Below are 13724 nucleotides of genomic sequence, written 5' to 3'. Positions count from 1 at the left end.
GTAACAATCAGAGTAAAAAACTTGCAAGGTAAAAAAAGTAGAAAATTTTTACCTTGGAGAATTGTTATCAAAACAGAATTTAGGAGTCAGGAGTCAAAATGGGCTAAACGCCCCGCTACCGCTAACAGAATGAATTATGTACTACTAGTGGATGAATAACAAAGTTCAAAACTGCCACCATATCTCTAATTTGGTGTAACACAATTAATGTCAGGTTTAAATCCCTTACTCATTTATTCTGAATTCCGAATTCTGGCGTATCTGTTTTCTTCTTCTCTTGAAATTATTTTTTTAGCTTTTAGTTTAATGAATCCATGCCATCCCTGAATTTGGCGATCGCCCGTCTCTTAAACACTGGCACTGACAACTTCGCCATTTGGGTGGTCAAGGCTCCGTATCCCAGTGGCTACGTTTTACGTGACTGTGTATGGCCTGTTGAACTCACTCAAGTGTGGCACGAATGGCAGCAGATGTTTGCTGGTCATGGTCGCCTAGATATTTCTCCAAACTCAACATCTCAAAAGAGCAACCCATTCCCCATAGATTGGATTTCACCCCCTTCAGGTCAACCTACTGGTCCCTACAGCAGTCGTCTGATGCAATACTTGGGAATGAATTTATGGCGCTGGGTATTTGACGGGCAAATTCTTGGTAGTCTAGAACGCAGTCGCGGTATTGCTATGGGTCAGCATACACGTTTGCGCTTTCGACTAGAAATTCGCGACCCGGATCTGATCGCTTTCCCTTGGGAAATTATGCAGCGTGAGCCTGGTCAATCGGCGATGTCTCTCTCACAAGATTTACTATTTAGTCGCACCAGTACTGAAGTTGAACCTTTACCGCATTTGCGAACTGACCAAGCTTTAAGTATCTTGCTAGTTTTAGGTCATGATGACAAGCTACAACTAGAACAAGAAGCGGCTATCTTACAGCAAGCTCTTGTAGATACGCCTGGTAATTCCCAAAGATATGCACCTTGTGTAGTAAATCAACTCATTCAACCAACTCCACAACAGTTGATTGATGAATTAGAAACCAAAGAATACAATGTTTTCTTTTACGCTGGACATGGTTTGCCAGACCCAGACGGAGGGTTACTGTTTTTGCGACCAGATATGCCTCTCAATGGCATAGAATTGGCGCAAGCATTGACCCGTACAGGTGTGAAATTAGCGGTTTTTAACGCCTGTTGGGGCGCACAACCAGCTGCGATCAATCATCAAGCTATCCCTGCCAGTAGTCTAGCAGAAGTCTTGATTCGTCATGGTGTGCCTGCGGTTTTGGGGATGCGCGATGAAATCGCTGACCATGAAAGCCACAGTTTTATTCAAGCCTTTACCGAAGCTTTGCGATCGCACAAGCCAATTGATGAAGCCGTAGCACAGGCTAGGCAAGAGTTGTTAACACTGTATAAATTTAATCAACCTGCTTGGACTTTGCCTGTTCTCTACCTGCATCCAGATTTTAATGGCGAACTGATTAAAAATCTGGATGAAGGTATTACCGAACTTCCAGATACAGCCATTCCTGAGGTCGGTTCCTCGCTTCCGACTGCAAGTTTACGATCGCTGACTCCAAAAGGTAAAACCTGGCTACTGCGTTATGGAGTTACCCGCATCGGCCGCACGAAAGATAATGATATTGTTATCCCCGAACCATCTGTATCCAAACGCCACGCCGAAATCTTCTGCCGCAACACTCTTACAGATGCTACACTAATGCGAACTTATTACTTGCAAGATTTTTCCACCTATGGGACAACCTGGTTTTTAGGCCCTAATGGCTGGCAACAAATCCTCCGAGAGGAAGTCCCTTTGAAATCGGGGATGCAGTTAAAGTTTGGAAGTGCTAGAGGGGAAACCTGGGAGTTTGTGATTGAAGACTCCTAGCGGAGCTATTGCATAAATGAATTTGAGTCTTTAGGATTAGCTTTTAAAATCTGTTTTTTTTGGAGAAAAAATCAACATTTTTTGCGGAAATCTCCTCTTAGAACTTGTAGCTGTCAATACCACCAAATAATCATGAGGTAAGAAAATATGGCTCACAAAATTAATGGCTCAGACACTTTCTCATCTTTGCCATCTCAAGTAGATTTAGAGTTATTAGAAGCGTTACTAGAACCAGAGGATACTAACTATCCCTGGAATCCAGGTGACGAGGAATCAGAAGCTTATTTTCAAGAACTGGAACAACAGTTCGGAATGGAAGATTTGCTTGATGAAGAACTAATGAGGCGATCGCAAGATTTTTACGGACATCTAGATACACTTTGGTCTAGTATTACTCCTACATCCGAGCACAATGATAACCGACAACAGGCAGTAGTGCTTAACCTTCAAGAAACATTACGTATGAATTTTTCTGCCTGTGTCCCCCAAATATTGCTCAACACCATCGCTAGCAAAGCTGCTGAGATATTTGCTGCTCGCCAATTAATCAGTGAGCAACTAGTTGAGTGCGTTCAGACAGTGCTACCAGCTTGGGGAACAGAGGATCTGATCGTTTTGGCTCGTCCTTTTGCTTACGCTATGCGAAGTAGCGAATCGCATAATGCAGCATCTGCACTCAGTAATCTTCAAAATAGCGAGTGGACAGCTTTATCAGAAGTAGATAAAGCAAAGGTTAGTTTAGCGATCGCTTCTTATGCTTTTACTGAACTTAACAAGTCTCAGTCTGAAGTATGAATGGCGAGTAGGGAGTAGGGGATAGGAAAAGTTTTCATTATGCTTTCATTATGCATTGTGTTCGTGTAACCCGCGCTTTGCTGTTTACTCTGTTTTGAGGTGTCTTTTGCAAAGATGTTGGTTTGCCTTACGCAAAGGAATAGTCGAAAATCAAGACTTTGTGCAAGAAGTTTAATGATTTTTATTTTTGTAAGTATATTTGCTCCACCATAGGTTAACAGTACGCTGATTTTCAAATTAGGCCATCTATCCCAAGAGGTAAATACTCAAGCATTGGTTGTTCTCTCCCATCTCCCCCTGCTCCTCGGTTACAGAGGACTTGCCTGGACTTGTGCCGAGGTAGCGAAGTCAAAAGGAGCCGAAGTGCTGCTGCCCTGCTCTCTCTATTTTGGGCCAAGAAATCGGGTAGCAAAATTTTGCGATCGCGTCGGTGACAGCGCCCGTGCCTTGAGAATTGCCGCCATCAGAAAGGCGTAAGATAACACTCCAACAACTACCAACAGCAAGGCATTGATTGATCCTGTAGCATTCCAGAGAGCGTGGAGCGCAGAGGCGCTCAGATAACCAATAGACAGAATTTGCCAACTTCTACTAGGTTTGAGGACAGCCAACCCGATAAAATAACCCAAGTAGCCACTATAAGCCATGTGTCCAGCTACAGAGCCTAAAATTCGCGGAATTAGCAGTTGTAAACCTGCCAGTTGACCAGCAGCCCCTATACCCACCTGTTGCGTGACATTTTGAGTGATATCAGGCACATACTGACCGAGAGTTTCCAAAAGAGTAAAGCCAACGGCAGAAGCCGTTCCCAGGAGAATACCATCTAGAGGTTCCCAGATGCCGATACGTTCTCGCCAAGGTGAAGACAACATTCTACCGATGGCAAAAGCTGCTAGTACAGGTAATGCCTTGAGTAATTCCTCCATCAACCCAGCGCCAAAAAACATCCGCACCAGCAACTCTGTGAAGGTGATAGATTCTTGGGGTGTGGGCAAGCTTCCAGGCAGGATGCCACGAAATACGAAAATAAATAGATCCAACAGCGGACTGAGCAAAATCAGGATTGTACCCAATGACGTAGCCATTAGCACCCACCAAGGCTTCTGTTTCCCGCAAAGCTGGTAAACAAAATAGTAGGCCGCGAAGGCGATGTAACTTGCTACGATCACTTGATTAGCTTGGGGCCGACCGACTGTAGCGAACATCAGCACCACAAAAATTACGGTCAGTATTCCCGGTACGAGGTAAGCTTTACTAGTTAAATCTTTACCAGTGGAAATAATTGGAAAAAGCTGGGTGAAGCTAACAGAATCTGGCTGCTTTAATTGCGTGTGGTTGTGGTAGTTCGTCGCCGAAGGCAACGGTGTAATTTGGTTCACTGTCGTCGCCGGAGTCAGTGAAGTATACTCGTATTCAAAAATGTATTGTGGCCCATCAGCACCTAGAGAAATGCGATCGCCTGGGTGCAATTCCTGACATTCATATAAGCGTTGTCCATTCAAATAAGTGCCATTAGCACTATTCAAGTCACAAAGCACCCAGCTAAATTTGCTATCCGGGGATAGAGAGAGGGGACGAACCACTGCATGACGACGAGATACCATTCGGTACATCATGGCATCCAAGACAACTTGGCAGCTGGGGTCGCGTCCAATTACCATCTCTTTACTGGGGGGCAGCGAGTAGCGAGATTCTGCTCCCAAAGCTGCCCCATTACCAGACACTAGCCGCAGAAATGCATTATGTCTTGCGTTTTTGCCTGTCATCGATAAGAAGTGCGTTTCTAAACTAATTCTTCACATAATTTGGCAGCAGGACTAACCTTAGCCACATTAGCAGCAGCATTGCTAAATCCACTATAGCTTCACTTACTGCTAAGAAATTTAAAATTATTGGTGCAAAATTTCAAATTGTTTCACCTCATGTAAAGAAGTATTCCATCTGCTGAGAGTTTGCCCTAAAACTGACTTGTTAGGCGGATCAATCAGATTGTCTCGATGCTGTACTTTTGACATCGTAGCTGCAAATTAAACCCACTGCAATTTATTAAAAAATAGTATTTTTTACTGCATTTAGTTCCATTTCAAAAATATATAATTTTTAGTCGTCTGTTGTCAGTTGTTTTTGCCAAAGCTCTTTTGGAGTAGGGAGTAGGGGAAGAAACTGTTATGAAGTGAACCAAAAGATTTCTAGTATCTTGTCTCAAACAACTGTAGTCAATTCTGGGTGTTCAATTTTAGTTCCAAGTACTGTGAGGAATTCTGCTAGCCAATGTGGGTGAGCAGGCCAAGCTGGTGCTGTCACCAAGTTACCATCAACTATTGCCCGATCGACAGGGATATTAACATAGATTCCTCCAGCACTCTTGATATCTGGGCTACAAGCAGGGTAGCCAGTACATCTCTTGCCTTGCAGTACATCAGCAGCCGCTAATACCTGCAAGCCGTGGCAGATGGCAGCAATCGGTTTATTCGCTTGGGCAAAGTGACGGGTGATTTCTAGCACCTGCTGATTGAGGCGAAGATATTCTGGTGCCCTTCCTCCAGGAATGACTAAGGCATCGTAGTTTGTGGCTTCTACTTCTGCAAACGTTGCATTTAAAGTAAAATTGTGTCCAGGTTTTTCGCTGTAAGTCTGGTCTCCTTCAAAGTCATGAATTGCTGTCCGCACCATATCGCCAGCTTTTTTGTCGGGGCAAACTGCGTGGATAGTGTGTCCCAGCATTTGCAATGCCTGGAAAGGAACCATCACTTCATAGTCTTCTACATAGTCGCCAACAAGCATCAAAAGTTTCTTTGCAGCCATATATTTGTTACCCTCACTTATTAGTCATCAATAGTTGTTTATAAAGTAAATATTAATTTAGAGTCAGCTTTTTTTGGCGTTAGTTTATATACGAGTTTTTGATACATGACATCAATCACTGTGCTGTCATGTATAATTTCAGAGTGGCAAGTTAACAAAATGTAATGCATCTTACAAGAACATAGTTAATGCCATTAATATCATAGCCTCCACAATTCAGCAGCGCTGCCTTTAGTTGGCTTGGCTGCAAAGCAGGTCGGATAAAAAGTTTGTCTGCATAGATGGGATTGGCGATCGATGTCGTAATTTGTGCCGCAATCTGAGCGCCAGACTAGTCACCTACTAAAATCATACAGTTCGTATTTTGTTGAAGATAGGCGATCGCAAATCAGTACTGCCTATCCTGGGATTTATTGGGTTGCGCTTTGTTTAACCCAATCTACAATTTTTCTTAACTGAACTGTATTGGGATATAGCTGCCAACTCTTGAAGACACGCAAGGGGCGTTTTTCTGTCTTTGAAATTGTCTTATTTTTACTATAATTCCCAACAAATGGATATTCTTAGAAAGAGGAATGTTACATTAACTAAAAAACAGGGAATCCTATATTTAAGAAGCAAACAAATCTATTAGTCAGTTAGACAGGATGAACTTTCAACAGCAAGGCATTCAATCCGATAACAATAGTTCTGTAAACCAAGTGCTAAAAGTTGATGAAGTCAGTAGAAATAGTCAAGAAATTGAACATCAATTAGTAGAGCCAGATTTGAAACAGTTGCAAGATAAAATTTTATTACTTATAGAACGTAATCCTTTACCTTTAATTGAGTGGAATACAGCGTTTCAAGTAATACAATGGAATCCTGCTGCTGAACAACTATTTGGATACAGCAAAAGTGAAGTACTCGGTTGTCAGGTACCAGAAATAATTGTGCCAAAAAGTGAGAGAGTACAGTTCATCAAAATAATGGAGTTATTAATTGAAGAGAAAGTAGGAGGTAATAATCTCAGTAAGAACCTGACAAAACATGGAAGAGTGATTATTTGTGATTGGTGTCACACTCCGATAACTAACGTTGATGGCAAGGTAATTAGTATTGTCTCAACAGTGCAGGATATTACAAAAGTAAAGTCTTTTGAAAGCGCTCTGCGCGAAAACGAAAAGACCTATCAGCAAATTCTTGATGCAATTACAGATATGGTGCTGGTTAAAGGTGCCAAATCTCGAATAATTTGGGCAAATAAGGCATTCCGTGATTATTACGGTATGAATGAAGAACAACTGCAAAATATGATTGATGCACCCTTCAGCGAAGCAGATCATACCCTGCAATATATCAAAGATGATGCTTACGTATTTGAAAGTGGACAGACCCTAGAAATTCCCCAAGAACCAGTAACTCGGTACGATGGCGAAGTACGCCTATTCCATACAATCAAATCTGCTATTCGTAACGAATTAGGTCAAACGATCATGACTGTTGGTGTATCTCGTGATATTAGCGAGCATAAACAAGCCGAGAAAGAACAGGCGAAGTTGTTGGCAATTCTAGAAGCAGCACCAGACTTTATCAGCACTGCTGACTTAACTGGGCGCGTTCTTTACTTTAATAAAGCAGCTCGCAAAATATTAGAACTGGGGGAAAAAGAATCTTTTCAGGAGAGAAATTTGTGCCAAAATCATCCGAAATGGGCAAATGACATTATCCAGAATCAAGGATTACCAGAATCAGTTCGAGTCGGTGATTGGGTTGGGGAAACGGCTCTTTTAAAAGCAGATGGACGAGAAATTCCCATATCCCAACTGATTATTGCTCACAAATCACTTGATGGAAAAGTTGAATATTTTTCGACAATCGCAAGAGATATCAGCGAACTCAAAGCTGCGGAAGAAACTTTAGTACAAAAAGCAGAAGATTTAGAGTGCGCTCTTAAAGAACTCCAAAGCACCCAAGCTCATTTGCTTCAAAGCGAAAAAATGTCCTCTATTGGTCAATTGGTTGCTGGAGTTGCTCATGAAATCAATAATCCTACAAGCTTCATCTACAGCAACATTCAGCCTGCTAACGAATATATTAACGATTTGCTACTTTTGATTGAGCTTTACCAAGAACATTATCCGAATCCAGTCAAGGTCATTCAAGAACAGATAGAAGCCATTGACCTAGAATTTTTAATGGCGGATTTGCCCAAGTTACTCTCGTCAATGAAAATGGGGGCAGACCGAATTAAACAAATTGTTCTTTCATTGCGAAATTTCTCCCGTATGGATGAAGCGGAATGTAAAGCCGTCGATATTCACTTAGGTATTGACAGTACTTTAGTAATTCTAGAACATCGCCTCAAGGCACAACATAACCGTCCAGCAATTGAAATTATCAAGGAATATGGCAAGCTACCTTTAGTAGAATGCTATGCAGGCCAGCTCAATCAAGTTTTTATGAACATTCTGGTTAATGCTTTAGATGCATTAGAACAACGGGATGCAAAGCGGTCTATTGAACAGATGCAAGAAGCACCAAGTACTATCCGTATTTATACACAACTATCTTCTCAAGGAAAAGTCGTGATTCGGTTTGTTGATAATGGAGCAGGAATACCAGAGAATATACTAAAAAGATTGTTTGATCCCTTCTTTACGACTAAGCCAATAGGTATAGGTACAGGGTTAGGGTTGTCAATTAGCTATCAGATTATAGTAGAGAAGCATAAAGGAAAACTTACGTGTTTATCAATACCAGAACAAGGGGCTGAGTTTCAAATTGAGATTCCTATTAGCTTGCCTTTAGGAGATTAAGAAGACGAGAATTCAACAATTACGATCGAATGGTAAATTAAAGCAGATGAAATTCTGCGATCGCTCTCTTAAAGTTTTTGTTTTCATGTCCTGGCTGGCTGAGTTTAATCAAAGCAAAACGCTGTAAAGGCGTTAAAGCTGCCCAATGTTGCTGTGTCAGGGTTACACCTATTTCTTGAGCTTTTTCCTGAAGGCTAGCTGGTACAGTAGCAGAGTCTAGCCATGCAGGATGAGGCTCAATGGGCAATTTTGTCGCTGGTATACCTGTGCGTTGTATGATTAATTGCTCGATATGCTCGTGGTAAGATTGAATTTCCGTTTCTGTAGTGCAAGGTAATTCGACTAAAGCTTGCCGTTCATCTGTCGTCATTTGATTCCAGTCAGGCAGTTTTAGCTTGATGCCACAGGTATCTAATTTACAACGCACCTGCATGGGGATACAACGCAGAGAATCAACAAAGTCTGCTTCAAATTGAAAAAAATCTGTCATAAGAAAGTATTTAAAATTAGCTCATTATACAGTTGCCTGTTGCCTCCTGCCTCCTTCAATTAACTTGCATCTTTAGAATTACTGAGACGAATTATCAAATAACTAATTGATAAGGCAAGAATAGCTACACCTAAACCAATTATATCAAGACCTCCAATTTTTTCTAAGTCAAGAATAATAATTTTTCTGGCAACAGCAATTAAAGAAGTGACAATCACTAATTCAACTTGAAAAACGTGTCTTCTTAAATAGGCTGTAATATTTTCTAGAATTTCTAAGGCAATTAAAATATTTAAAAATAAACCGAAAACTTTATACAGGGTTGTGTTAAACTTCCCATAAGGTATTGTAAATAATTCTTTAAAAATAAAGATTCCTAAATCTGCGATCGCTACCAAAATTACGACCACCATAAAAATAGATAGAACTTTAGAAACTAGCACTTCTATGTTTTCAATGATGTGCATGAAGTTCTCATCTTTGGTAGCTCCTAGAATTCGCCTCACTAGTTTTTTCATCTGCTGCACCTGGTTCTAAAATAAAAGAAAATCCTATAGATAAATCTAGAGGATTAAAGTAATTCGTAATTCGTAATTCGTAATTCGTAATTCAGTTTTGCAACTCTTACACATATAAAATAACTTACCATTTCCGTTTGTCAAACCTCTTGTTACTAGAGATTGTGACCCCTTAGATATAGTAATTGGTAACAGCCAAAACTAGAGAGTTATAAAAAATGATAATAACTATTGACTATTGATTATTGACGAAATTACCTATTGCTGATTAAAAATTACCAGTTTCGAGCTACACTTTGCAACTTACCATTGTGAGGACTGGAGTTGATAATCTTTGATGGGAACTTCCACCGAAATTGGTATCAACTGCACAGCACAGGCTTTTAATTCTGGTTGCAGCGAATCGGGGCAAGATTCTGGATGGGTGAGGGCGTTGGCTTCGGCATTATCTGCCCACAGCGAACCCCAGTGCATAGGGACAAAAACTGTACCAGGCGCGATCGCTTTTGTCACTTTAGCAGGAAACTTCGCTTTACCCCGACGCGATCGCACTTCTATATACATACTATCGACAATACCCAAGCGAGCAGCATCACGGGGATGAATTTCGATAAACGGTTCGGGATGCATTTTGCAAATTTTTTCAATTCGACCAGTACGTGTCTGCGTATGCCAATGTCCGTAAAGTCGTCCATTAGTTAGCACAAACGGATAATCTGGGTCTGGCGGTTCTGCCAATCCCTTGGAGTAATATGCCCCAAATCGAGCGCGTCCATCAGGAGTGTGGAAGCGGAGATTGGTGTAGAGGCGTTTGGAGTTAAGAGTGAGGAGTGAGGAGTTAGGAGTTGAAGATTCTAATTCATAACTCCTAACTTTTAACTCATAACTTTTTTCTGGATGAGGCCATTGAGTTGGGCCTTGCGTCTGTAATTGCGTGTGACTGAGGCCTGTCATATCGCAGGGGCGATTTTTAGTTAGTTTGACAAACTCAGCATAAACTTCCGCAGAGTCAGCAAAGGCAAATTCTCTCTCAAAACCTAATCTACGTCCAACTTCGGCAAAAATTTCCCAATCGGCTTTCGCTTCTCTTGGCGGTTGGCGAAATGCTGAACACAGAGTTACCACTCGTTCGGAATTTGTCATCACGCCAGTTTTTTCACCCCACTGGGCTGCTGGTAGCAAAACATGAGCGTAGGCAGAGGTTTCTGTAGGATAATATGCGTCTTGGTAAATAGTGAAAGGCGATCGCAACAACGCCTTTTTAGTCCGTTCTAAATCTGGCATACTTACGGCGGGATTAGTAGCTGCAATCCACAGTAACTCTACAGCATCATTTTCCAACCCAGTAATCATGTCCCAAGCAGTCAAACCAGGATTCGGCGAAATCTGTCCCGGCTTAAGTCCCCAAAACTCCTCAACTTCTGCACGGTGCTGCGGATTTTTCACCGCCCGATAACCCGGTAATAAATGCGCCAAACCTCCGGCTTCCCGTCCTCCCATCGCGTTCGGCTGGCCAGTGAGGGAAAAAGGGCCAGCCCCAGGTTTGCCAATTTGTCCAGTCATCAGGTGCAGGTTAATGATCGTTCTTACCTTGGCTGTTCCTTCTGAGGATTGATTTACACCCATTGACCATAAAGACAGTACGCGCTGCGATTCACCCCAATAGCGAGCTGCTGTTTCTAAATCTTCAATCCTGATTCCACATTGACGAGCCACCACTTCTGGCGGATAATGGCGAATCACCTCAGCATAAGCAGGAAAGTTGCTGGTGCAGTCGTCCATGAACATCGTATCGATGTAATTCCAGCGCATTAATAAGTGAGCGATGCCGTTTAACAAGTCGATATCTGTACCAGGACGAATGGCTAAATGCAAATCAGCGGCTTCTGCGGTTGGTGTGCGACGGGGATCAACCACAATCATTTTGACTTTGCGGTTCTTTTTGTGATATTTTTCCAGTCGATTGAAAACGATGGGGTGACATTCGGCTGTATTAGTACCAATTAAAAATGCACAGTCGGTTAACTCCAAGTCTTCGTAACAGCATGGAGGCCCATCTGCGCCAAAGCTTTGAATGTAGCCAGACACCGCACTAGACATACATAAGCGAGAGTTGGCATCAAAATTATTAGTACCCAGACAGCCTTTCATGAGTTTCTGGGCTATGTAATAATCCTCAGTTTGGAACTGACCAGAACCATACATACATAAAGCTTCTGGCCCTTGAGTGAAGCGGATAGTTTGAATGCGTTTGGCGATCAGATCGAAAGCTTCATCCCAACTAGCGCGGCGAAATTCTCGATCTAAGGAGTCTCGCACCATTGGGTAATGTAATCTATTTTTATCTAAAGATTCTGCGATCGTTGCACCTTTGATGCAAACCATTCCCTGACTGGATGGATGGGTTTTATCGCCGCGCACCCGCCAAGTTGGATTTCCTTGGCTATCTCGATTAGTTGCTTTGCCAAGTTGGGCTGGGGGTGAAACTTCTAGTCCACAGCCAACACCACAGTAGGGACAGAGAGTTTTGGTAAATTCACTCATGGCAGTTGTACTTGTTATTTTGATTTCTGCAACCTCAGATTTAGCGAAAGTTTGAGAAATTTGTGTGTTACGCAAAAACTCTTATTCCTTTGCGTTCTTGGCGGTTCGTTTTTTCATAATTTTTTTAACGAACCGCAGAGACGCAGAGAGCGCAGAGAGAAGAAAAGGAGATTTTCTGGAATTAGGATTGTTATGGAAGGATGAAGTGTAAAGTTACCTAATTCAGATTTGATAGTTAATTATTCTTCAGTTAGGAAGATAGGGTTTTTCGTTGCGGTTTCTGGTAATTCACTTTCAAATGTAGCGGCAAAGGAACCTTGTGGTTCTTTGAGGAAGAAGGCACACATAAAGGCGCAGACTAGTGCGGCTAAACCCATTGTGGAAAATAGGGTTGGGGCGTCAGTTAAGCTGAAAATTGTCAGGTAAACTACGCCGCCAAAATTACCGTAAGCTCCCACATTACCGGCTATTTGTCCAGTGGCTTCTTTTTTAATTAGGGGGACGATGCTGTAGGTTGCACCGCAGCCAGCTTGGGCAAAGTAAGCGGCTAACATTGTGACTGCGATCGCTACTGGAATCGGCCAGCTACTACTAATAAAATGTGCCATCAAATAACTAACACCAATGCCAGCACTGATAATTGTCATTGTCCACTTACGGGAGTTAAATTTATCAGAAATTAAGCCCCCACTAGGACGAGAAATCAAATTTAAGAATGGATAGGTAGCGGCAATCATCCCAGCGGCAACATGTTCTAAAGCAAAGGTTTTTTCAAAGAATGCTGGGAGCATGGACACGGCTGCCAGTTCGCTACCAAAGTTAGTTATATAAGTGAATTCGAGTAAGGCTACTTGACCAAATTGGAAGCGTTCGGATGGAGCGTAAGTTTTTTTACCAGTTAGAAGTTCTCGGTTTACCTTCCAAGCTTGGTAACTTTGGTAAGCAAACAATCCTGCTAATAGTAACCAAGTCAGATACATTTGGCTCAAAGTTAGGAAGTGAATATTCTTTTGTTCCAAACGCCAAGCCAATAAACCCAAGGCGAAAATTAAACCAAAATTTGAGACAATCATCGCCCAGAAGCTTTTAATGCTGGTTACTTCTAGAGAACCATTTTTCTTAGGTTTTTTGTAGACTTTACCTGTGGGCGTATCTTGGACGTTGTTGTAATAAATGACGCCGTAGATAGCTGCAATAATCCCTGTAAATGCGATCGCAAATCGCCAGTTAGAAGCACCACCAGCGAAAAAGCTTGTAGAAACTGCAATCATCGGTAAGGCAAATTCTGCGCCAAAAGCCCCAAAGTTGCCCCAACCTCCATAAATACCTTGAGCAATTCCCATCTCCTTCGGCTGGAACCATTCGGACACCATACGAATACCCACAACAAACCCAGATCCGACAATTCCCATCAGCAAGCGACTGATGACTAGTTGATTAAAATCTTGTGCTAGCGCCGTTGCCAAACAAGGAACAACCGCAAACATTAGCAGCATTGAGTAGGTGATTCTGGGGCCAAAACGATCCAGAAGCATCCCAATAATTAGTCGTGCGGGAATTGTCAGGGCGAGGTTACAGATGCCTAAAGTTTTGATTTGTTCTGGCGCTAGATGTAGTTCTCTGCCAATGGTTGTAGCGAAGGGGGCAAAGTTAAACCAACAGACAAAGGTGAGAAAGAAAGCAAACCAAGTCTGATGTAAGATCCGGTAGCGATCGCTAAACGAAAATAAGTTTTTAAGCATTGCAATCTTTCTAATTGAATAAAATAGGGAGAAGAGGTAGCCGAAGTTGAGCCTTAAAGGTTGAAGGTTAAGCCTTTAAGGTCGAAGATTAAGTCTTAAAGTTTGAAGGTTAAGTCTTAAAGTTTGAAGGTTAAGTCTTAAAG

10 protein-coding genes are annotated in these 13724 nt (G+C 42.0%); 3 read left to right on the top strand and 7 right to left on the bottom strand.

Going from position 1 to position 13724, the window contains the following annotated elements; genetic code table 11:
• Positions 1 to 314: 314 nt before the first annotated feature.
• Together ACM0OX_RS26810 and ACM0OX_RS26805 are read left to right on the top strand one after the other, a co-directional pair.
• On the top strand, positions 315 to 1889 hold the full coding sequence (locus ACM0OX_RS26810) for a CHAT domain-containing protein (RefSeq protein WP_414517978.1): 1575 nt from the start codon (positions 315 to 317) through the stop codon (positions 1887 to 1889).
• A gap of 147 nt (positions 1890 to 2036) precedes the next feature.
• A complete protein-coding gene (locus tag ACM0OX_RS26805) occupies positions 2037 to 2684 on the top strand; it encodes a hypothetical protein (RefSeq protein ID WP_414517976.1) in 648 nt (215 codons plus the stop codon).
• A gap of 383 nt (positions 2685 to 3067) precedes the next feature.
• Here ACM0OX_RS26805 and ACM0OX_RS26800 read toward each other — a convergent pair whose 3' ends face one another.
• The 3 genes from ACM0OX_RS26800 to ACM0OX_RS26790 all read right to left on the bottom strand — a co-directional run bounded on the left by ACM0OX_RS26800 (position 3068) and on the right by ACM0OX_RS26790 (position 5489).
• On the bottom strand, positions 3068 to 4450 hold the full coding sequence (locus ACM0OX_RS26800) for a PrsW family glutamic-type intramembrane protease (RefSeq protein ID WP_414517975.1): 1383 nt from the start codon (positions 4448 to 4450) through the stop codon (positions 3068 to 3070).
• A gap of 123 nt (positions 4451 to 4573) precedes the next feature.
• A complete protein-coding gene (locus tag ACM0OX_RS26795) occupies positions 4574 to 4699 on the bottom strand; it encodes a hypothetical protein (RefSeq protein ID WP_414517974.1) in 126 nt (41 codons plus the stop codon).
• A gap of 187 nt (positions 4700 to 4886) precedes the next feature.
• The gene (locus ACM0OX_RS26790; RefSeq protein ID WP_414517972.1) at positions 4887 to 5489 is read right to left on the bottom strand and encodes a DJ-1/PfpI family protein; all 603 of its coding nucleotides are present in this window, start codon (positions 5487 to 5489) and stop codon (positions 4887 to 4889) included.
• A gap of 647 nt (positions 5490 to 6136) precedes the next feature.
• Between ACM0OX_RS26790 and ACM0OX_RS26785 the strand changes: the two genes are divergently transcribed.
• The gene (locus tag ACM0OX_RS26785) at positions 6137 to 8287 is read left to right on the top strand and encodes a PAS domain S-box protein (RefSeq protein ID WP_414517971.1); all 2151 of its coding nucleotides are present in this window, start codon (positions 6137 to 6139) and stop codon (positions 8285 to 8287) included.
• Between the two features lie 37 nt (positions 8288 to 8324).
• Here the strand turns inward: ACM0OX_RS26785 and ACM0OX_RS26780 are convergent, their stop codons facing one another.
• The 4 genes from ACM0OX_RS26780 to ACM0OX_RS26765 form a co-directional block, all read right to left on the bottom strand.
• On the bottom strand, positions 8325 to 8777 hold the full coding sequence (locus ACM0OX_RS26780; RefSeq protein WP_414517970.1) for a nitrate reductase associated protein: 453 nt from the start codon (positions 8775 to 8777) through the stop codon (positions 8325 to 8327).
• Between the two features lie 59 nt (positions 8778 to 8836).
• Positions 8837 to 9295 (bottom strand): phosphate-starvation-inducible PsiE family protein, encoded by a 459-nt coding sequence (locus ACM0OX_RS26775; protein WP_414517969.1) that lies wholly within the window; start codon positions 9293 to 9295, stop codon positions 8837 to 8839.
• Positions 9296 to 9598: 303 nt separating this feature from the next.
• The gene (locus ACM0OX_RS26770) at positions 9599 to 11839 is read right to left on the bottom strand and encodes a molybdopterin oxidoreductase family protein (RefSeq protein WP_414517995.1); all 2241 of its coding nucleotides are present in this window, start codon (positions 11837 to 11839) and stop codon (positions 9599 to 9601) included.
• A 239-nt stretch (positions 11840 to 12078) separates the two neighbouring features.
• Positions 12079 to 13581 carry a NarK family nitrate/nitrite MFS transporter gene (locus ACM0OX_RS26765; RefSeq protein ID WP_414517968.1) on the bottom strand — a complete coding sequence of 501 codons (1503 nt, stop codon included), beginning with the start codon at positions 13579 to 13581 and terminating at the stop codon, positions 12079 to 12081.
• Positions 13582 to 13724: the final 143 nt, after the last annotated feature.

Source organism: Nostoc sp. PCC 9305, from assembly GCF_963920915.1.
Lineage (GTDB): Bacteria > Cyanobacteriota > Cyanobacteriia > Cyanobacteriales > Nostocaceae > Nostoc.
Note: the sequence above shows the minus strand (reverse complement) of the source record. Positions and strands in the feature narration are given on the sequence as shown.

What these genes read in the sequence shown, in the direction of transcription:
- ACM0OX_RS26810 (WP_414517978.1), top strand. Translation starts at nt 315, where the DNA reads ATGCCATCCCTGAATTTGGCGATCGCCCGTCTCTTAAACACTGGCACT.
- ACM0OX_RS26805 (WP_414517976.1), top strand. Translation starts at nt 2,037, where the DNA reads ATGGCTCACAAAATTAATGGCTCAGACACTTTCTCATCTTTGCCATCT.
- ACM0OX_RS26800 (WP_414517975.1), bottom strand. Translation starts at nt 4,450, where the DNA reads ATGACAGGCAAAAACGCAAGACATAATGCATTTCTGCGGCTAGTGTCT.
- ACM0OX_RS26795 (WP_414517974.1), bottom strand. Translation starts at nt 4,699, where the DNA reads ATGTCAAAAGTACAGCATCGAGACAATCTGATTGATCCGCCTAACAAG.
- ACM0OX_RS26790 (WP_414517972.1), bottom strand. Translation starts at nt 5,489, where the DNA reads ATGGCTGCAAAGAAACTTTTGATGCTTGTTGGCGACTATGTAGAAGAC.
- ACM0OX_RS26785 (WP_414517971.1), top strand. Translation starts at nt 6,137, where the DNA reads ATGAACTTTCAACAGCAAGGCATTCAATCCGATAACAATAGTTCTGTA.
- ACM0OX_RS26780 (WP_414517970.1), bottom strand. Translation starts at nt 8,777, where the DNA reads ATGACAGATTTTTTTCAATTTGAAGCAGACTTTGTTGATTCTCTGCGT.
- ACM0OX_RS26775 (WP_414517969.1), bottom strand. Translation starts at nt 9,295, where the DNA reads ATGAAAAAACTAGTGAGGCGAATTCTAGGAGCTACCAAAGATGAGAAC.
- ACM0OX_RS26770 (WP_414517995.1), bottom strand. Translation starts at nt 11,839, where the DNA reads ATGAGTGAATTTACCAAAACTCTCTGTCCCTACTGTGGTGTTGGCTGT.
- ACM0OX_RS26765 (WP_414517968.1), bottom strand. Translation starts at nt 13,581, where the DNA reads ATGCTTAAAAACTTATTTTCGTTTAGCGATCGCTACCGGATCTTACAT.